Annotated in this window: 15 protein-coding genes; 4 read left to right on the plus strand and 11 right to left on the minus strand. The window is 72.9% G+C overall.

The window, feature by feature from the left end:
* Positions 1 to 24 precede the first annotated feature (24 nt).
* Positions 25 to 2,382, minus strand: a complete 2,358-nt coding sequence (locus ACPXBU_RS26635; RefSeq protein ID WP_425760149.1) for a transketolase-like TK C-terminal-containing protein — start codon at positions 2,380 to 2,382, stop codon at positions 25 to 27.
* A 106-nt stretch (positions 2,383 to 2,488) separates the two neighbouring features.
* The gene (gatB, locus tag ACPXBU_RS26640; RefSeq protein ID WP_238670992.1) at positions 2,489 to 3,988 is read right to left on the minus strand and encodes an Asp-tRNA(Asn)/Glu-tRNA(Gln) amidotransferase subunit GatB; all 1,500 of its coding nucleotides are present in this window, start codon (positions 3,986 to 3,988) and stop codon (positions 2,489 to 2,491) included.
* A gap of 140 nt (positions 3,989 to 4,128) precedes the next feature.
* Here gatB and ACPXBU_RS26645 point away from each other — a divergent pair, with 140 nt between their 5' ends.
* The 3 genes from ACPXBU_RS26645 to ACPXBU_RS26655 are packed head-to-tail and all read left to right on the plus strand — an operon-like array spanning position 4,129 to position 5,173.
* Positions 4,129 to 4,386 carry a hypothetical protein gene (locus ACPXBU_RS26645; protein WP_425760150.1) on the plus strand — a complete coding sequence of 86 codons (258 nt, stop codon included), beginning with the start codon at positions 4,129 to 4,131 and terminating at the stop codon, positions 4,384 to 4,386.
* Positions 4,383 to 4,619 carry a hypothetical protein gene (locus ACPXBU_RS26650; protein ID WP_425760151.1) on the plus strand — a complete coding sequence of 79 codons (237 nt, stop codon included), beginning with the start codon at positions 4,383 to 4,385 and terminating at the stop codon, positions 4,617 to 4,619. Before ACPXBU_RS26645 ends, ACPXBU_RS26650 begins: the two co-directional genes overlap by 4 nt.
* Entirely contained in the window at positions 4,616 to 5,173 is a 558-nt protein-coding gene (locus ACPXBU_RS26655; protein WP_425760152.1) for a hypothetical protein, read from the plus strand. The genes ACPXBU_RS26650 and ACPXBU_RS26655 overlap by 4 nt, the downstream gene beginning before the upstream one ends.
* 76 nt (positions 5,174 to 5,249) lie before the next feature.
* Here ACPXBU_RS26655 and gatA read toward each other — a convergent pair whose 3' ends face one another.
* From gatA to ligA, 4 genes are all read right to left on the minus strand, one after another.
* Entirely contained in the window at positions 5,250 to 6,725 is a 1,476-nt protein-coding gene (gatA, locus tag ACPXBU_RS26660; RefSeq protein ID WP_425760153.1) for an Asp-tRNA(Asn)/Glu-tRNA(Gln) amidotransferase subunit GatA, read from the minus strand.
* Positions 6,726 to 6,961: 236 nt separating this feature from the next.
* Complete coding sequence (gene gatC, locus ACPXBU_RS26665) at positions 6,962 to 7,267, minus strand: Asp-tRNA(Asn)/Glu-tRNA(Gln) amidotransferase subunit GatC (protein WP_007456314.1); 306 nt, start codon at positions 7,265 to 7,267, stop codon at positions 6,962 to 6,964.
* Positions 7,268 to 7,407: 140 nt separating this feature from the next.
* Entirely contained in the window at positions 7,408 to 10,098 is a 2,691-nt protein-coding gene (locus ACPXBU_RS26670) for a putative bifunctional diguanylate cyclase/phosphodiesterase (protein WP_425760154.1), read from the minus strand.
* Positions 10,099 to 10,255: 157 nt separating this feature from the next.
* On the minus strand, positions 10,256 to 12,391 hold the full coding sequence (ligA, locus tag ACPXBU_RS26675; RefSeq protein ID WP_425760155.1) for an NAD-dependent DNA ligase LigA: 2,136 nt from the start codon (positions 12,389 to 12,391) through the stop codon (positions 10,256 to 10,258).
* A 581-nt stretch (positions 12,392 to 12,972) separates the two neighbouring features.
* Here ligA and ACPXBU_RS26680 point away from each other — a divergent pair.
* Positions 12,973 to 13,515 (plus strand): type II toxin-antitoxin system PemK/MazF family toxin, encoded by a 543-nt coding sequence (locus ACPXBU_RS26680; RefSeq protein WP_425760156.1) that lies wholly within the window; start codon positions 12,973 to 12,975, stop codon positions 13,513 to 13,515.
* A gap of 287 nt (positions 13,516 to 13,802) precedes the next feature.
* Here the strand turns inward: ACPXBU_RS26680 and ACPXBU_RS26685 are convergent, their stop codons facing one another.
* From ACPXBU_RS26685 to ACPXBU_RS26705, 5 genes are all read right to left on the minus strand, one after another.
* On the minus strand, positions 13,803 to 14,801 hold the full coding sequence (locus ACPXBU_RS26685; RefSeq protein WP_425760223.1) for an ADP-ribosylglycohydrolase family protein: 999 nt from the start codon (positions 14,799 to 14,801) through the stop codon (positions 13,803 to 13,805).
* 42 nt (positions 14,802 to 14,843) lie between these two features.
* A complete protein-coding gene (locus ACPXBU_RS26690; RefSeq protein WP_393372690.1) occupies positions 14,844 to 15,209 on the minus strand; it encodes a VOC family protein in 366 nt (121 codons plus the stop codon).
* A gap of 36 nt (positions 15,210 to 15,245) precedes the next feature.
* On the minus strand, positions 15,246 to 16,250 hold the full coding sequence (locus tag ACPXBU_RS26695; RefSeq protein ID WP_393372688.1) for a methionine synthase: 1,005 nt from the start codon (positions 16,248 to 16,250) through the stop codon (positions 15,246 to 15,248).
* Between the two features lie 37 nt (positions 16,251 to 16,287).
* Positions 16,288 to 17,361, minus strand: coding sequence for a tRNA 2-thiouridine(34) synthase MnmA (mnmA, locus tag ACPXBU_RS26700; protein WP_425760157.1), 1,074 nt, complete (start codon positions 17,359 to 17,361; stop codon positions 16,288 to 16,290).
* A 235-nt stretch (positions 17,362 to 17,596) separates the two neighbouring features.
* A complete protein-coding gene (locus ACPXBU_RS26705) occupies positions 17,597 to 18,772 on the minus strand; it encodes a cysteine desulfurase family protein (protein ID WP_425760159.1) in 1,176 nt (391 codons plus the stop codon).
* Positions 18,773 to 18,823: the final 51 nt, after the last annotated feature.

Raw genomic sequence — 18,823 nt, forward strand, 5'->3', positions numbered from 1 at the left:
CACCACTGCGCCGGCGCGGCCGGGTCAGCGCAGGGCGATGGCGGCGAGGGCGGCGTTGACGATGCTGCCGGGCAGCAGGTCGTGCAGGTCGTACAGCTCGGCGACGGTGCCGGACTGGCCGAACTCGTCCACGCCGAGCGGCACCGCCGGCGCGCCGACGGCCGACCCGAGCCAGGCCATCGCGTGCGACGCGGCGTCGTGCACTGTCACCACCGGCACCCGATCGGCGAACGCGGACCGCAGCGCGCCCGGCACGCTGGGCACGGTGGCCGTCCGTACGCCCTGGCGCAGGGTGCGCTGCCAGGCCCGGTAGAGCCGGTCGAGGCTGGTCACGTCCACCACGTGCGCGGCGATGCCCTCGTCGGCCAGCTCCGCGGCGGCGGCCAGCACCTCGGGCAGCACCGCGCCGGAGGCGGCCAGTTGCACCACCGGGGCGTCGACCAGATGCGGGTACGCCTGGTGCGCGTCGACAAGCCGGTACGCCCCGGCGACCACCTGTCGACGCAGCACCGCGTCACCGAGCCGGGTCCGGGCCGCCTCGAACGGCGCCTGGTCCAGCGGTCGCGTGCTCAACCGGAAGTAGTACGCGCCGTCCTCGGCGGGCGCGGCGGTGGCCGCCGGTGTCGACCCACCGGCGATCTGCCCCAGCGCGTCGCAGAGCAGCCAGTCCAGGCTGGTCGCGTACGCCGGCTCGACGAAGGTCACCCCGGGCAGCTCCAGGCCCACCGACGCGGTGATCGTGGACTGGTGGGCGCCGCCCTCCGGGGCCAGGGTGATGCCGGACGGGGTGCCGGCCACCACGAACCGGGAGCCGGAGTAGGTGCCGTACAGGAACGCGTCCAGGCCGCGCAGCACGAACGGGTCGTAGACGGTGCCCACCGGCAGCAGCGGCTGCCCGGACAGGTCCCAGGACAGGCCGAGCTGACCGAGCAGCAGGAACAGGTTCATCTCCGAGATGCCCAGCTCGATGTGCTGCCCGGCGGGGCTCTCGGTCCAGCGCAGCATCCGGTCCTCGGTCCAGGAACGCTGCTCGGTGGGTGCGAACACCCCGGTCTTGTTGATGAACCCGGCGAGGTTGGTGGAGGTGGCCACGTCCGGGGCGGTGGTGACCAGGTAGCGGCCCACCTCCCGGTGTCGCGCCAGGTCGACCAACACCCGACCGAAGACCTCCTGCGTGGAGATCGACTTGGTTGCGCGTACTCCGGTGCTTTCCGGGACGGTGACCCCCAGCGCGCGCTCGCGGGGCGCGCGGGACAGCGCCTCCCGGCGGGCGCCGGCCCGGATGCCGGCCGGTGACGCCGGGTCCAGGCGGTCCCACTCGGTCTCGGCGGTCAACCCCTGCGCGGCCCGCAGCGTGTCGACCTGCTCCGAGCTGAGCAGCGCGGAATGGTTGCGCGGATTGCCGGCGATGGGCAACCCCCAACCCTTCACCGTGTACGCGAAGACGACGCTGGGACGGTCGGTGACCGCGTCGCACTGGGCGTACGCGTCGAGCATGGCGGACAGGTCGTGACCGCCCAGGTCGGTGACGAGCGGGCTCAGCTCCTCGTCGCTGACGTGGGCGATCAGCTCGTCGATGCCGGCCGGGGCGCCGTCCAGGAACTGCTTGCGCAGCACCGGGCCGGTCAACCCGAACAGCGACTGGTACTGCTCGTTGGGCATCGCATCGATCCAGTCGCGCAGCGCCTCGCCACCCGGCCGGGCGTACGCCTCGGCGAGCCGACGGCCGTACTTGACCTCCACGACGTGCCAGCCGGCCGCTTCGAACTGGCCGCGCCACTGGTTGATCCGGATGCCGGGAACCACCCGGTCCAGCGACTGCCGGTTGAAGTCGACGAGCCACATGACGTTGCCCAGCCCGGTGGTCGCCGGGTCGGCCACCGCCTCCCAGATGTTGCCCTCGTCCAGCTCGGCGTCGCCGATCAGCGCCACGAACCGAGAGTGCGGTCGGGCACCGAAGTGCGCGTCGACGTACCGCCGGGTGGCGGCGGCGAAGAGCGGCGCCGCCGCGCCCAGGCCGACCGAGCCGGTGGAGAAGTCCACCTCGTCGGGGTCCTTGGTGCGCGACGGGTACGACTGGAGGCCGCCGCGGGCCCGCAGCCGGGGCAGGTAGGAGCGGTCCAGGTTGCCGAGCAGGTACTGGATGGCGTGGAACACCGGGGACGCGTGCGGCTTGACGGCGACCCGGTCCTCGGCGTCCAGGTGCGCGAACCACAGAGCGGTCATCGCCGTGACCAGGGAGGCGCTGGACGCCTGGTGGCCGCCGACCTTCACACCGTCGCCGGTGGCCCGATCGTGGTTGGCGGCGTCCACGATCCGGGTGGCGAGCCAGAGCACCCGCCGCTGGATCTCGTCGAGGACATCGAGGTCGTGCTGGGTCACGGTGGCTCCATTCGGGCGTCGCCGTTGACGCCCTCGTGCGGGGTGGCCGCAGACGCGGACAGGGGGTGGCGGCAGGCCGCCGGGCGGCCTGTTTCGGGTGTGCCGGTCAGCCCTGGACGCCGAGGCGCTCCAGGATCAGCTCACGCAGGGTCTTCGCGTCGGCCTGACCCCGGGTGGTCTTCATGACCGCGCCGACGAGCGCGCCGACCGCCGCGACCTTGCCACTGCGGATCTTGTCGGCGATGCCGGGGTTGGCGGCGATCGCCTCGTCCACGGCGGCGGTCAGCGCGCCGGTGTCCGACACGACCTCCAGGCCCCGGCTGGTCATGATCTCGGTGGGCGAGCCCTCACCGTCGACCACGCCCTCCAGCACCGTACGGGCCATCTTGTCGTTGAGCTTGCCGGCGTCGACAAGCCCCTGCAGCTCGGCGACCTGGGCGGGGGTGGCGCCGATCTCGGCCAGCTCCACGCCGCTCTCGTTGGCCCGGCGGGACAGCTCACCCAGCCACCACTTGCGGGCCGCCGCCGGGGTGGTGCCCGCCGCCACGGTGGCCTCGATCAGCTCGACCGCGCCGGCGTTCAACACCGACTGCATGTCCAGGTCGGAGAGGCCCCACTGCTCCTGGAGCCGACGCCTGTGCACCCGGGGCAGCTCCGGCAGGGCGGCCTTCAGCTCGGCGACCCAGGCCGGGTCCGGTGCGATCGGCACCAGGTCGGGCTCCGGGAAGTACCTGTAGTCGGTGGCCGTCTCCTTCGAGCGCCCCGGGGTGGTGTCACCGGTGTCCTCGTGGAAGTGGCGCGTCTCCTGGGTGATCCGGCCGCCCGCGTCGAGCACCGACGCCTGGCGCAGCATCTCCGAGCGGACCGCCCGCTCCACCGACCGCAGCGAGTTGACGTTCTTCGTCTCGGTGCGGGTGCCCCACTCCGCGCCCGGCAGGTTGAGCGAGGTGTTCACGTCGCAGCGCAGCGAACCCTCCTCCATCCGCACGTCGGAGACGCCGAGGGTACGGATCACGTCGCGCAGCTCGGCGACGTACGCCTTGGCCACGTCGGGGGCGAGCGCACCGGTGCCCGTGATCGGCTTGGTGACGATCTCGACGAGCGGGATGCCGGCCCGGTTGTAGTCGACGAGCGACTCCGTCGCGCCGTGGATGCGGCCGGTGGCGCCGCCGACGTGCAGCGTCTTGCCGGTGTCCTCCTCGAGGTGCACCCGCTCGATCTCGATCCGCACCGTCTCGCCGCCCACCTCGACGTCCAGGTAACCGTCGACACAGATCGGCTCGTCGTACTGGCTGATCTGGAAGTTCTTCGGCATGTCCGGGTAGAAGTAGTTCTTCCGGGCGAACCGGCACCACTCGGCGATCGAGCAGTTCAACGCCAGGCCGATCCGGATGATCGCCTCGATGGCCGCCTTGTTGGCCACCGGCAGCGAACCGGGCAGGCCCAGGCACACCGGGCAGACCCGGGTGTTCGGCTCGCCACCGAAATCGGTCGGGCAACCACAGAACATCTTGGTGTTCGTGCCCAGCTCGACGTGGGTCTCCAGGCCGATCACCGGTTCGAAGCGCGCGACGACCTCGTCGTACGCGGGCAGTGTCGTGGTCATGAGACGCTCCAGGCGCGATCCGGACAGAACCGGTCCAGCCTAGTGGGGTTGTCCGATCACGGTTCGCCCGGGTTTACCGACCCACCGGCGATCGCCAAAGGCCGGGTGTGTCCGCGGCGACACCCGGGTATCCGTCGACCATGACGAATACGGGGAACGATCGATCCATCAACCAGGCCGCGCCGGGGCGTCGGCCCAAGACCATGGTGTTCCTGCTGGCGGTGCTGGCCGCGTGGGTGGTGACGCTCGTCCTCTGGCGTGCCGCCGGCGGTGAGCGGACGCCGGGAGACCTTCTGTTCCTGGTGCTCATGCTCGCCATCCCGTTCCTGGTGTGGCCCGCCGCGTCGCGGCTGGGCAGGTGGGCGGACTCGCGCAGCCGCAGCCGGGACAGGTCGTGAGGCCGGCACGCCCGGCGTCGGCCCGGCCGGTGATCCTCGCGGTGGTCGCGGTGTGGGCGGTGGCCGTCGTGGTCACCCTGATCACCTGGTTCGCCGCCGGAGAGGACCGGAACCCGGACTCGCCGGTCGCGTTGGTGCTCGGTATGGCGATGCCCGGGGTGGTGGCGGTGGCGATCGCGTACGCCCTGGTGCACCTGCTCAACCGGCGGCGTGCGGATCGGGGGCGGCGGTGACCACCGAGGAACGGACAGCCCCGGACGAGCCGGTCACGCAGGGGCCGGACCGCCGCAGCACCTACGCGGTCGCCGCGCTCGTCGTGGTCGGCGCCAGCGTGCTGGGCGCGGCCGCGCTTGTCGGCGACGGCCGGATGGACGCCGACAATCTGCTCGCGGCGTTCGCGATGATCCTGATCCCGTCGCTTGTCGGCGCGGTCGTCGCCCTCGTCTTCGGCCGCCGGCTGCTCAGCCGGCTGCCCCGGACGGCCGGTGCCGATCCGACGACGAGCCGGCGGATCGCGCAGGCACTACGCGACGGCTCCACCGACGATCCCCGCCTGGACGCGCTGGCGCGCAGGGAGGCCCGAACCCGGATCAGTCAACGCTGGCTGCTGTGGCTGTTCGCGGTGGGCGTCCTCACCCAACTACTGGCCCTGGTGAGCGCGGACCGCCCGTTCACCCGCGTCCTGGCCGTCCTGCTGATCCTGCTCTGGGGTGGTTCCGCCTGGTATCGCTGGCGTGGTCTGCGGGAGGCCCGCCGCTACCTCGCCGAGCCGCCGAACCGGCCCTGATCGGCACCCCACCTACCCGAACGCGCGATCGGCGCCGAGGGACACGTCCCCCGGCGCCGATGCGGTGACACCCGTCCTACAGCGCCGGCGGCGTGAACGTGCCGACGGCGGACTCCAACGCGGCGGCGACCCGGTACATCCGGTCGTCGGCCATCGTCGGGGCCATCACCTGCAGGCCGACCGGCAGCCCTTCGGAGAGGCCACAGGGCACCGAGATGCCCGGCCCGCCGTACAGGTTGGTCGGGATCGTGTACAGGTCGGCCAGGTACATCTGGTACGGGTCGGCGGTGCGCGCGCCGATCGGGAACGCCACCGACGGGGTGGTCGGCGAGATCAACGCGTCGACCCGCTCGAACGCGGCGGTGAAGTCGCGGGTGATGAGCGTCCGGACCTTCTGCGCCTGCCCGTAGTACGCGTCGTAGTAACCCGACGACAGCGCGTACGTGCCGACCATGATGCGGCGCTTGACCTCCGGGCCGAAACCGGCCTCCCGGGTCAACGACATGACCTCCTCCAGCGACCGGTTGCCGTCGTCGCCGACCCGCAGGCCGAACCGGACGCCGTCGAACCGGGCCAGGTTGGAGGAGCACTCGCTCGGAGCGATCAGGTAGTACGCCGGCAGCGCGTACGCGAACGTCGGGCAGGAGACCTCCACGACCTCGGCGCCCATCTTGGTCAACGCGTCCACCGACTCGCGGAACGCGGCCATCACGCCCGGCTCGGCACCCTCGCCGACGAACTCGCTCACGATGCCGAGTCGCACGCCGGTCAGGTCGCCTGTCGCCCCGAGCTTCGCCGCCGCCACCACGTCCGGCACCGGCTGCGGGATCGAGGTGGAGTCCCGCGGGTCGTGCCCACCGATCACCTGGTGCAACAGGGCCGCGTCGAGCACCGTACGGGCACACGGGCCGGGGGTGTCCAGCGACGAGGAGAAGGCGACCAGCCCGTAACGGGAGGTGCCGCCGTAGGTGGGCTTCGCGCCCACGGTGCCGGTGACCGCGCCAGGCTGGCGGATCGAGCCGCCGGTGTCCGAGCCGATCGCCAGCGGCGCCTCGTACGCGGCCAGCGCGGCGGCGCTGCCGCCACCCGAACCACCCGGGATCCGGTCCAGGTCCCACGGGTTGTGCGTCGGCCCGTACGCCGAGTATTCGGTGGAGGAGCCCATCGCGAACTCGTCCATGTTGGTCTTGCCGAGCATCACCGTGCCGGCGGCACGCAGCCGCTGCACGATCGTCGCGTCGTACGGCGGACGCCAGCCCTCCAGGATCTTGGAGCCGACGGTGGTCGGCACACCCCGGGTGGCGAGCACGTCCTTCACCGCGACCGGCACACCCGCGAGAGGGCCCAACTCCTCGCCGGCGGCTCGACGCTCGTCCACCGCGCGGGCCGCGGCGAGCGCGCCGTCACTGTCAACGTGCAGGAAGGCGTGCACCCGGTCGTCGACCGCGGCGATCCGGTCCAGGTGCGCCTGCGTCACCTCGACGGCGGAGGTCTCACCGCCGGCGACAAGCGTGGCGATCTCCGTCGCCGTCATTCTGGTCAGATCGCTCATGCCGTCACTCCGCTTCGCTCCGCGACGCCATGAGGCACCACGGCGCTGCACTGCTGATTCGCTCGCTGACGCTCGCTCATGCCGTCACTCCGCTTCGCTCCGCGACGCCATGAGGCACCACGGCGCTGCACTGCCGATTCGCTCGCTGACGCTCGCTCATGCCGTCACTCCGCTTCGCTCCGCGACGCCATGAGGCACCACGGCGCTGCACTGCCGATTCGCTCGCTGACGCTCGCTCATGAGGCCACATCCTCGGTCAGGATCCGCGGCACGCGGAACCGCTGGTCCTCGGCATCGGGCGCGCCCGACAGCGCCTCCTGCGGGGTCAGGCACGGCGTGACCACGTCCTCGCGGAAGATGTTCGTCAACGGCACCGAGTGCGAGGTCGGCGGAATGTCCGCGGCGGCGACCTCGCCGACCTGGGCGACCGCCTGGAGGATCACGTCGAGCTGACCGGCGAACGTGTCCAGCTCCTCCTCGGTGACGGCGAGCCGCGACAGGCGCGCCAGGTGCGCGACCTCCTCGCGGGAGATGGCGGCCATCCGTGCCCCCTTCTGATGTCCTGCTGGTCGGGCGGTGTGCCGGCCGCGCGACGACTGGAGCGTGACGCGCGGTGACCGGAGCGAGTCTATTGTTCCGCTCCGGTGCCGCGTCCCCGGACTCCCCCTCCGGCGGCCTCGGGTCAGCGGGTGGGGCGGCGCGCGCTCTCCGGCTGCGGGTGCCCACCGGTGGGGCGCACCGGCCGGTACCGGGCCAGCCAGGTGACCAGCTCCGCGGCGGGCATGGGTCGGGCGTAGAACCAACCCTGCGCCGCGTCGCAACCGGCGGCGTGCAGCATCCGCCAGGTCCGCTCGTCCTCGACGCCCTCGGCCACCACCCGCAACCCCAGAGCGCCGGCCAACTCGATCATCGACCGGACGATCGCCGCGTCGTCGGCGTCGTCGGCCATGCCGAGTACGAACGACCGGTCCACCTTCACCTCGGACAGCGGCAGTCTGCGCAGGTGCTGCAATGACGAGTAGCCGGTGCCGAAGTCGTCGAGCGCGATGCCCACCCCGATCCGGTGCAACTGGGAGATGGTCGCCAGCACCCGGCGCGGGTCGGCCATCAACGCGCCCTCGGTGATCTCCACCTGTAGCCGCTCGGCCGGCACCCCGGACCGGGCCAGCCGGTCGGCGATCTGGTCGGCGATCTCGCCGGTGTGCAGATCCCGCACACTGACGTTGAGCGCCGCGCGCAGGCCGATGCCGGCCGCCGACCACCTGGCGAGTTGCCCGACCACGTCGTCGACCACCCGCCGGGTGAGCAGCCGCATGACGGCGCTCTGCTCGGCGACCCGGATGAGTTCCTCCGGGTCGACCATGCCCCGCCGCGGGTGTCGCCACCGCAGCAGGGCCTCGACACCGACCACCTCGCCGGTCGCGATGGCAATCTGCGGCTGGTAATACATGGTGATTTCCCCGGCGTCGTCGGCCGGCCCGTCGTCCGCGTGCGCCCACCCCGTCGCTTCGAGCGGTCGCCCCGGTGCGTCCGACCCGATGCCCCGCCGTGGCCCGAGGTCACCGTTGCCCAGCGCGGCGACCGCCCCTCCGTTCGGCGACCGACGGCCGTTTCCGAGCCCGGCGCGTCGCTCCCGACCCGGCCGGGCTCCGGTGACCGCGGCACGGGTGTTGCGGCCCCGGATCGGGTCGGCACCGGTGGCGATCTGGTTGATCAGCTCGTCGGCGTGCAGCAGCGCGGCGTCGTCGCGCCGACGGCGTCCCCACCACCGGCCACCGGACCGGGGCGCCGTCGCGATCGCCGGCGCCGGGTCCGCGTGTGGCGCGGCCTCGGCCGCCGCCCCGGTCGGCAGCGCCGCCCCGTCACCGCCGCGCACCTCGGCCGCCGCGTCGAGGGGTACGCCGACCACCCGCTCCGTACCGGCCACCTCACCCGACACGCCGTCCCGACCCCGCCCGTCTCCCCGGTCGGCCTGGTCGGCGTGGGTGGCCCGGTCTTCCTGGTCCGGCGATCCCCCGAGGTGGCTGTGACCAGCCCGCTCGGCGTCGAAAAACCCGTCGACCGGCGGGCCGGATTCCAGCACCCGACGCAGGTCGGCGAGGAGGCCGAGGCGCTCGGCGGAGTTGTGGTCGGACTCGGGGGCGTAGACGGCCACCGTGTCGTTGCGGTGCTTGGCGTCGTACATCGCGACGTCGGCGTGGCGCATCAGAGTGGCGAAGTCCTCGCCATGCTCGGGGAAGAGGGCGATCCCGATCGACCCGCCCACGTCCAACGGAAGCCCGTCGAGCGGCACCGGCTCGGCCAGCGCCTCGACCACCTGGTCGGCCAACTCCCGCGCCTGACCGACGTCGGTCAGCCCGGTCATCACGATGGCGAACTCGTCGCCGCCGAGCCGGGCGATCATCTTCGGTCGGGGCCGGACGTCGGTGAGCCGCGCGCTCACCTCGACCAGCAGCCGGTCGCCCACGGCGTGCCCGAGGGCGTCGTTCACGTTCTTGAAGCGGTCCAGGTCGATCAACAGCAGCGCCAACTGACCGTCGGGTTCGCCCCGAGCCGTCCGGTCGGCATGCACGTGTACCTGCTCGGCCACCTCGGTCAGCAGGGCCTTGCGGTTGGGCAGGCCGGTGAGCGGGTCGGCGGCGGCGAGGTGCTGCTGTTCGACGGTCAGCCGCGCCATCCGGTAGACGGCGAACAGCGGCACCAGCACCAGCGGAATCAGCGCCGCGCTGACCCGCGCCGCCGCGACCAGCACCGGGGCGAGCAGCAGTAGCGAGCCGGTGGAGAGCAACTCGAAGCCGAGCCCCTGCCGCAGGGTGGGCCACCACCGGTCGCCGAAGCGCAGTCGCACCGCCCAGCTGACCAGCCCGTAGTTGACGACGAACCACGCCAGCGTCGCCCCGGCGACGGCGGCCACGTCGGTCCAGTGCAACCGCCCGCCGGAGAAGATGGTGCCCGGCCCGAGCAGGATCACGCCGTACGCGGCGGCGAGGGCACACGCGTACTGCCCGACGTTGAACGCCGTCCGCCACGGCGCGTGCCGCATCCGCCAACCCGAGACGACCACCCCCACCGCCTGCACCAGCACCGCCGGGCCGAGGCCCCAACCGAGCAGGATCGCGAAGGTGAAGCAGGTGGAGGGGAACACCGCCGAGGTCTGCCGGCGCCCCGGCGGGACGAACGGGCGGGCGTCGCAGATCACGGCGAGCGCGGCCATCGTCCAGAACGCCACCGGCAGCCGGGACACCTCGTCGGGAAGCGTCGCGAGTGGAACGGCGGCGGTCGCCGTGGCCACCACCAGGATGCCGACGACGAAGGCAGCGAACGGTGCCACCCGTCCCGGGGGCAGCGAGTTGCGTGGGTCGGCGACCTCCACCACACCTCCCGACCGACCGTCGGCGTGCCGGTGCGCACGCCGTGACCCAATGAAACGCCCTCGGGCCCCGGTTTCCCGGTAGGACAGTCACGAATCGGTCGTAGTCGTAATTAAGTTGGTATACGTGACCAGTCGTCGCGCGGCACCGCCCACCCGGTCAGCCGCCCGGTTGAGCGACCTCCCGTGCGGCGTCCGGGCCGGCGTCCAGCAGGAGTTGGAACCCGGCCTCGTCGAGCACCGGCACCTTGAGACTGGCCGCCTTGTCGGCCTTGGACCCCGGGTTGTCCCCCACCACCACGAAGCTCGTCTTCTTGGAGACCGACCCGCTGACCTTGCCACCCCGGCTCTGGACGGCCTCGGCGGCCTGGTCCCGGGAGAAACCGGCGAGCGTGCCGGTCACCACCACGGTCAACCCCTCCAACGGGCGCGGCCCTTCGTCGCCCGCCTCCTCCGCCATCCGTACGCCAGCGTCGGCCCACTTGCGGACGACCTCGCGATGCCAGTCCACCGCGAACCACTCCCGGAGGCTCGCCGCGATGGTCGGCCCGACCCCGTCGACCGAGGACAGCTCCTCCTCGGTGGCCGCGTCGATGGCGTCCATCGAGCGGAAGTGCCGGGCGAGCGCCTGGGCCGCGGTCGGACCGACGTGCCGGATGGAGAGCGCCACCAGCACCCGCCACAGGTCCCGTTCCCTGGCGACCGCCAGATTGTCCAGCAACTTGCTGGCGTTGCTGCCCAGGCTGCCGTCCTTGTTGACGAAGAACGGGGACCGGGACAGCTGCTCGGCATCGAGCTGGAACAGATCGCCCTCGTCCGCGATGACCTCCGCGTCCAGCAGGGCCGCCGCCCCCTTGTAGCCGAGCGCCTCGATGTCGAAGGCGCCGCGGCCGGCAAGGTGGAAAACCCGCTCGCGTAGCTGGGCCGGGCAGCTGCGGGTGTTGGGGCAACGGATGTCGATGTCGCCCTCCTTCGACGGCGCGAGCGGAGTGCCGCAGGCCGGGCAGGTGGTCGGCATGACGAACGGCCGGGCGTCGGCGGGACGCATGTCGACCACCGGGCCCAGAACCTCGGGAATCACGTCACCGGCCTTGCGCAGCACCACCGTGTCACCGATCAGCACGCCCTTGCGCTCGACCTCACGCGCGTTGTGCAGGGTCGCGAGCGCGACGGTGGAGCCGGCCACCCGCACCGGCTCCAGCACGGCGAACGGGGTCACCCGCCCGGTCCGCCCCACGTTGACGTCGATGTCGAGAAGCTTGGTGGTGACCTCCTCCGGCGGGTACTTGAAGGCGATCGCCCACCGGGGCGCACGGCTGGTCGAGCCCAGCCGGCCCTGGATGGAGACCGGGTCGACCTTGACCACCACCCCGTCGATCTCGTGCTCGACGTCGTGCCGGTGCTCGGCGTAGTAGCCGATGTATTCCACGACGCCGGCCAGGTCGGGAACGACCCGCCAGCGGTCGCTGGTCGGCAACCCCCAGGACCTGAGCGCCGCGTACGACTCGGACTGTGCGGTGGGCTGGAACCCCCGGCGGGCGCCGATGCCATGCACCACCAGGCGCAGCGGCCGGGAGGCGGTGACCCGCGGATCCTTCTGCCGAAGGCTGCCCGCCGCGGCGTTGCGGGGGTTGGCGAAGGGCGCGCGGCCCTGCTCCACCAGGCCGGCGTTGAGATCGGCGAACGCGGCGACCGGGAAGTAGATCTCGCCCCGAACCTCGACCAGCTCGGGAATGTCCGGGAATTCGGCGGACGGGGTGAGCTGGCCGGGCACGCCCCGGATGCTGCGCACGTTGGCGGTGACGTCCTCACCGGTGCGGCCGTCGCCCCGGGTGGCGGCCCGGACCAGCCTGCCCTTCTCGTAGGTCAGGTTGATGGCCAACCCGTCGACCTTCAGCTCGCACAGGTAGGGCGCCGGGCCGCCCGCGTCCCGCTCGACCCGCTCGGCCCAGGCGGCCAACTCCTCGTCGGCGAAGGCGTTGTCGAGCGAGAGCATCCGTTCGGCGTGGGTGACCGGGGTGAAGTCGGTGGAGAACGTGCCGCCCACACGTTGGGTGGGTGAATCGGGCGTCCGCAACGCCGGGAACTCCGCCTCCAGTGCCTCCAGCTCGCGCAACTGCCGGTCGAAGTCGGCGTCGGGAATCGTCGGCGCGTCCAGCACGTAGTAGCGGTACTGATGCTCGGTCAACTCCTGACTGAGCGTGGCATGCCGCTCCCGGGCCTGCGGCGTCGGCTCAGCCCCGGCCGCCGCCTCCTGCGCCGGGCTGACCTGCTGACCGATCTGCTCCTCGGACACACCGCCACCTTCGGACACGCCTGCGACCTCCCCTGATCACGCTACTCCGGCACGGTATCGGGCCGGTGGGACAATCCGTCGCCCGCCCGCCCGCCCGCCGCGCTCGCCCGCGCTCGCTCGCCCGCCCGCGCTCGCCGCGACGTTCCTCTCCGCCGCGATCCATGATCACTTAATGCTCAGCAGTTCTCGACAGGCCGATCCAACTACTCAGCATCAGGTGATCAAGGGGTGCCGCGGGCCGGTCGGGCAGTCGGTCGGGCAGCCGGGCGGGCAGTCGGGCGGGCAGTCGGGCGGGCAGTCGGGCGGGCAGTCGGGCGGGCAGTCGGGCGGGCAGTCGGGCGGTGGGGTGGTCGGGTGGTGGGGTGGTGGGGTGGTGGGGCGGTTGCGGTGTGGTTGGCGGGCGGCCCGGGCGGCGACGTGCGAGGATCGCCGGACGGTGCGGCCGGTGGGCCGCGGTGAGGGCGGAATACGTCCGCTGACAGGCACGTGGCGGAGAAACTCCGCCGACAGGCACGAGGCGGGAGTACCCGCCGGTGGGCAGGCGGCGGGGATGCGTCCGTCGGTGGGCAGGAGGTAACGCGATGCGCGAGGCACTGCTCTGGGCGGCGGCGATCCTGCTGGCAGTTGCCGCGGGTTGGGCATGGAACAGCTGGCGGCACCGGGTCTCGACCCGCCCCTCGGGCACCCGAGGGGACCGCGGCGCCACGGCCCGTACCGGTGGCCGTCGTCCCGCGCCGCCCCGACCGCGCGGCACCGACCGGCCGGCCACCAAGACCCGCTCACGCGACACCGACCGGCACGACACCCCGGCACCCGGAGAGATCTGGTGGGCAGACGTGCCGTACGCCGACGGCAGTGGCTCGAAGGTGCGGCCCTGCCTGGTGCTGCGAACGGACTCCCGGGGCGCGGACGTCCTGAAGATCACCAGTCAGGACAAGAGCGACCGGGACGACCACGTACGGATCCCCACCCTGGACTGGGACCCCGGCGCGGAGCACGACAGCTATCTCAGCCTGACCGAGCCGATCCGACTCAGCTCGGCCGCCTTCGCCGACCACGCCGGCCGCTGCGACGCCGACCTGTGGCGCAAGGTCCGCAGCCTGCGTCACCTGCCCACCCCCTGACCCTGGTCGGACCGGACGCCGACCGTACCGGCCCTCGTCGGGGCCGCGCCGGGCGCTGATCCACTCGGGTCCCCGGAAACCGCGGCATCCCAGCCCCTCGGACACCCCAACTTTCAGGAAGCCGAGTCGATCATGCCGGCGGGCCGGACCAGCCCAGCCCAGGCCAGCCCAGCCCAGGCCAGGCCAGGCCAGGCCAGGCCAGCCCAGGCCAGGCCAGGCCAGCCCAGGCCAGGGCCGGCCAGGCCGGGCGGGGAGGGCGGGCCGGGCGGGCCGGGCGGGGAGGGCGATCAGTCCCAGGCGGCGCCGAGGGTGGCGAGTTGGTCGGCGTACTCGATGCGGTCGATCCACCCGGTCGGCCAGGCGGCCATGCCGGCGGCCGCGCCCACGAAAGCGCCGGCCAGGGCCGCGATCGAGTCGGAGTCGCCGGCGGTGGTCGCGCCCCGGGACAGGGCCGCCACCGGGTCGTCGGCGTGCCGTACGGCGCAGAGCAGCGCGGTGGCCAGCGCCTCCTCGGCAATCCAGCCCTCCCCGGTGGCCCGGCACGGGTCGCCGCCGTCGTCCGGCAGGCGCAGAGCATCCGTCAGTCGGCCCAGCACCGCCAGGCACTCGTCCCAGCCTCGGGCGATGAACGCCTCCGGCGTCCCGACCCCCGGGCGCTGCCAAAGATCACCCAGCCACTGCTCCCGGTAGACCAGGCGCTGGGACCGCGCCCGCTCGGTGAGGATCGCGGGTAGCTCGGGCAACGTGGCGCCGGCGCGTAGCGCGAAGACCGCGTACGCGGTCAGCTCGCTGGCGGCCAGCCCGGTCGGGTGGCCGTGGGTCATCCCGGCCTGCAACTGCGCCAACCCGGCCATCGTGTCCGGGTCCACGTTGAGCAGGCCAACAGGGGTGACCCGCATGTTGGCACCGCACCCCTTCGACCCGGCCACGGTCGCCTCCTGCCAGCGCAGCCCACGGCTCAACTCCGCGCAGGCACGCAGGCAGGTCATGCCCGGGGCGCGGTTGTTGTCCGGGCTGACCGCCCAGGCCAGGAAGCGCCGCCGCAGCAGCGGCTCCACCACCTCCGGGGTGAGTGCGGGCGCGTCGTGCAGCGCCCAGCCCACCGCGAGTGCCATCTGGGTGTCGTCGGTGACGAGCGCCGGCTCGCCGGACAGCTCACGTGGGCCGGTCGGGCCGTACCGGTGTTCGATCTCGGCGACGGTCAGGAACTCGGTGGGCTTGCCGAGGGCGTCACCGTAGGCGAGGCCGAAGAGCGAACCGGAGGCGCGCAGCGCGGGGATGGGCATCACGGCGGCCATGATGCCCGGCCGCCGCAACCCCCGTCCGACTCAGTCCCAGCAGAGGCAGAACGGATGGCCGGCCGGGTCGGCGTAGACCCGGAAACCCTCGCCCTCGCCCGGCAGCCGCCGCGCACCGAGCGCGAGTGCCGCCTTCTCCGCGCTCTCGATGTCGTCCACCGTCACGTCCAGGTGGAACTGCTGAGGGCGCTCCGGATCCGGCCAGACCGGAGGGCGCAGGTTGAGCGCCTGCTGGAAGGCGAGACGAGGTTGGTGACCGGGCGGACCGCCCAGCACCACCCAGTCGTCTTCCGTCTCACCCTCGGCGAGAGGCACCCCGAGCAACTCGGCGTAGAACGTCGCCAGCGCCCGCGGATCCGGGCAGTCGATCACCACTGAACGCAGCTGTCCAATCATGACCGTCATCCTGCCCACCGGGTACGACAGGAAACCTCACACCTCGGCGAGCCGCCGGCCGGCGTCCCGGCACGCGGCGAGCACCGCCCTTGCGTACTCCGGGGTGGCACCGGCGAGCCCGCAGGCCGGGGTGACCACCACCTGCTCGGCGAGCTGCCGACGGGGAAAGCCCAGACGGTCCCAGACCTGGCGTACCCGATCGGCGATCTGCGCGGAGGTCGGCGCGCCACCGGCCGACGGCGGTCGGGTCGGCGCGGCCCCGGCCAACAACCCGAGGCCGGCGTCGAGCGCCTCGCCGAGCGGGTCCAGCTTGGTGACCAGGTCCAGGTCGAGGGCGACCGCGACGGCGCCGGTGGAGCGGATCAGCTCCAGCGGCACGTCCGGGGCGCAGCAGTGCACAAGCGTCGGTACGCCCACCGCGTCGACGATCGTGCGCAGCAGCGCGGCCGCGTCCACCGAGTCGACAGCCCGGTACGCGCCCAGCCCGCTCTCGGTCGGCACCCGCCCGGCCAGCACGGTCGGCAGCGACGGCTCGTCGAGTTGGAGCAGCACCGACGCCCGGGGCAGCCGCCGGGTCACCGCCGCGACGTGGGCGCGCAGCCCTTCGGCGAGGGAGCCGGTCAGATCACGGACCGCGCCGGGGTCACGCAACAGACGGCCGCCGATCGGCAACTCCACGGACGCGGCAAGCGTCAGTGGACCGGCGGCCTGCACCTTGATCGGCCCGGCGTACCCCTCGGCCTGCTCGGCGAGCTGGTCCAGGTCACGTTCCATCAGGTCACGGGCTCGACGCAGGTCGCGGCCCGGGCGCGGGGCGACCCGCCACCGTCCGGCGTACACCTCGACGGGCAGCTCGACAAGCAGCCCGGCGGACCGGCCGATCAGGTCCGCGCCGGGACCACGGGCCGGCAGCTCGGGCAGATGGGGCAGCTCGGGAAGCTCACCGAGGACCACCCGCTGGGCCTCGCCGATGTCGGTGCCGGGCAGCGAACCAATTCCGGTTGCCGCGCCGGCCGGCCAGGGCCACGCCTGATCTGTCACGGCCGAAGGCTATCCCGCGGACACCCAGGCCGTGCGGTCAGCCGGTGATGGTGGCGGAGCCGAGGACCACGTCGCCGGCCGGATCCGCCCGGTACGCGACCACTGCCTGACCGGCGGCGACACCGCGTACCGGCCGGCGCAGCTCAGCGTGCAGCAGGTCGCCGTCGAGGGCGACGGTCGCCGGCACCACGTCGCCGTGCGCACGCAGTTGCACCTCGCACTCGACAGGCGCGTCCGGGCGTGCGCCGCCGGTCCAGACCGGACGAACGGCGCGGACCTCGGACACCTCCAGCGCCTCGGCGGGGCCGACGGTCACCGTGTTGGTCTTCGGCGTGATGGAGAGCACGTAACGCGGGCGGCCGTCCGGGGCCGGCCGGTCCAGGTGCAGCCCGCGTCGCTGCCCCACCGTGTACGCGTACGCGCCGCTGTGACTGCCGACCACCGCGCCGGTGCTGGCGTCCACCACGTCGCCGGGCGCCTCGCCGAGCCGACCGGCAAGGAAGCCCCGGGTGTCGCCGTCGGCGATGAAGCAGATGTCGTGCGAGTCCGGCTTGTCGGCCACGGCCAGGCCACGCTCGGCGGCCTCGGCGCGCACCTGCGCCTTCGTCGAGTCGCCCAACGGGAAGATCGACCGGTCCAGTTGCTCGCGGGTGAGCACGGCCAGCACGTACGACTGGTCCTTGGCGATGTCGACACTGCGCCGCAGCAGCCCGTCCGCGCCGAGCCGGGCGTGGTGCCCGGTGACCACCGCGTCGAAGCCCAGGGCCACCGCCCGGTCCAGCACCGCCGCGAACTTGATCTTCTCGTTGCATCGCAGGCAGGGGTTCGGCGTGCGCCCGGCGGCGTACTCGGCGACGAAGTCGTCCACCACGTCCTCGTGGAAGCGGTCGGCCATGTCCCACACGTAGAACGGGATGCCGATCACGTCGGCGGCCCGCCGTGCGTCCCGGGAGTCTTCCAGCGTGCAGCAGCCGCGCGCCCCGGTCCGATAGGTCTGTGGATTTCGGGCCAGCGCCAGGTGTACGCCCGTCACGTCGTGCCCGGCCGCCACCGCCCGCGCCGCCGCCACGGCCGAGTCAACCCCGCCCGACATAGCCGCCAGAACCTTCACCAGCGAACCCCCTTCCCACCCCAGTTCCCCACGACAACCCTATCCACCACCCCCGAAAACCCCGGAACCCACGCCCACCCACCCACCCCACCCACGCGATCTTGCACTTTCTGCGGTGACATATGCCGCACAAGACGCGAACCGCCAACCGAAAGTGCAAGATCGCCGGAAGGAAGGGGCGGAGCCCGGGACGGGGGTGGGGGTGGGGCGAGGGCGAGAGCGGGGGTGGGGGCGGCTAGCGGGGGGTGCGGAGGGCTGCGGCTCGGCGGGCTCGGTCGACTGCTGCCGGGAGGGCCGCGATCAGGGCGTCGACGTCGGCCTGGGTGCTCGTGTGGCCGAGGGAGAAGCGCAGCGAGGAGCGGGCGCGGTCGTCGTCGGCGCCCATCGCCAGCAGCACGTGAGAGGGCTGGGCCACCCCCGCTGAGCAGGCCGACCCCGTCGAGCAGGCGATGCCCTGGGCGTCGAGCAACAGCAGCAGGGCGTCGCCCTCGCAGCCGGGGAAGGAAAAGTGCGCGTTGCCGGGCAGCCGGTCGGTCGGGTCACCGTTGTAGATCACCTCGGGCACCGCCCGACGAACCCGCTCGATCAGGTCGTCGCGGAGCGCGGCCACCCGGGCCGCGTACTCCTGCTGGCCCTTGACCGCCGTCTCGACGGCGACCGCGAAGGCCACGATGCCGGCCGTGTCCAGGGTGCCGGAACGGATGTCACGTTCCTGGCCGCCCCCGTGCAGCAGTGGCGTGGCCGGCACGTCCCGGGCGAGCAGCAGCGCGCCCACCCCGGTCGGGCCGCCCAACTTGTGCCCGGTGACGGTCAGCGCGGCGACGCCGCTGGCGCCGAAGTCGACGGGCACCTGACCGACCGCCTGGATGGCGTCGGTGTGGAACGGCACACCGTGCTCGGCCGCGACGGCGGCCAGCTCGGCGACCGGCTGGATGGTGCCCACCTCGTTGTTTGCCCACATCGCGGTGACCACGGCCACCCGGCCGGCGTGCTCGGCCAGCTCGGCGCGCAGGTCCTCCGGGTCGAACCGACCGGCGGCGTCCACCGGCAGCCAGCCGACCTCGGCCCCCTCGTGTTCGACGAGCCAGTCGACAGCGTCGAGCACCGCGTGGTGCTCGACGGCGCTGGAGACCACCCGACGGCGGTCCGGGGCGGCTCCCCGGCGGGCCCAGAAGATGCCCTTGACCGCGAGGTTGTCGCTCTCCGTGCCGCCACCCGTGAAGATCACCTCGGACGGCCGGGCGCCCAGCACCGCGGCGACCTTCTCGCGGGACTCCTCGACCCGGCGGCGGGCACGACGACCCGCCGCGTGCAGGGAGGACGCGTTGCCGACCTCGCGGGCGGTAGCGACGTACGCCTCCAGTGCCTCGTCGAGCATCGGAGTCGTCGCCGCGTGATCCAGGTAAGCCATCGCCGTTCAGCCTACGGCCGACACCGCGGCGCCCGGATGGCGGAGGGACCC

This window comes from Micromonospora sp. DT231 (assembly GCF_049847025.1).
GTDB lineage: Bacteria > Actinomycetota > Actinomycetes > Mycobacteriales > Micromonosporaceae > Micromonospora.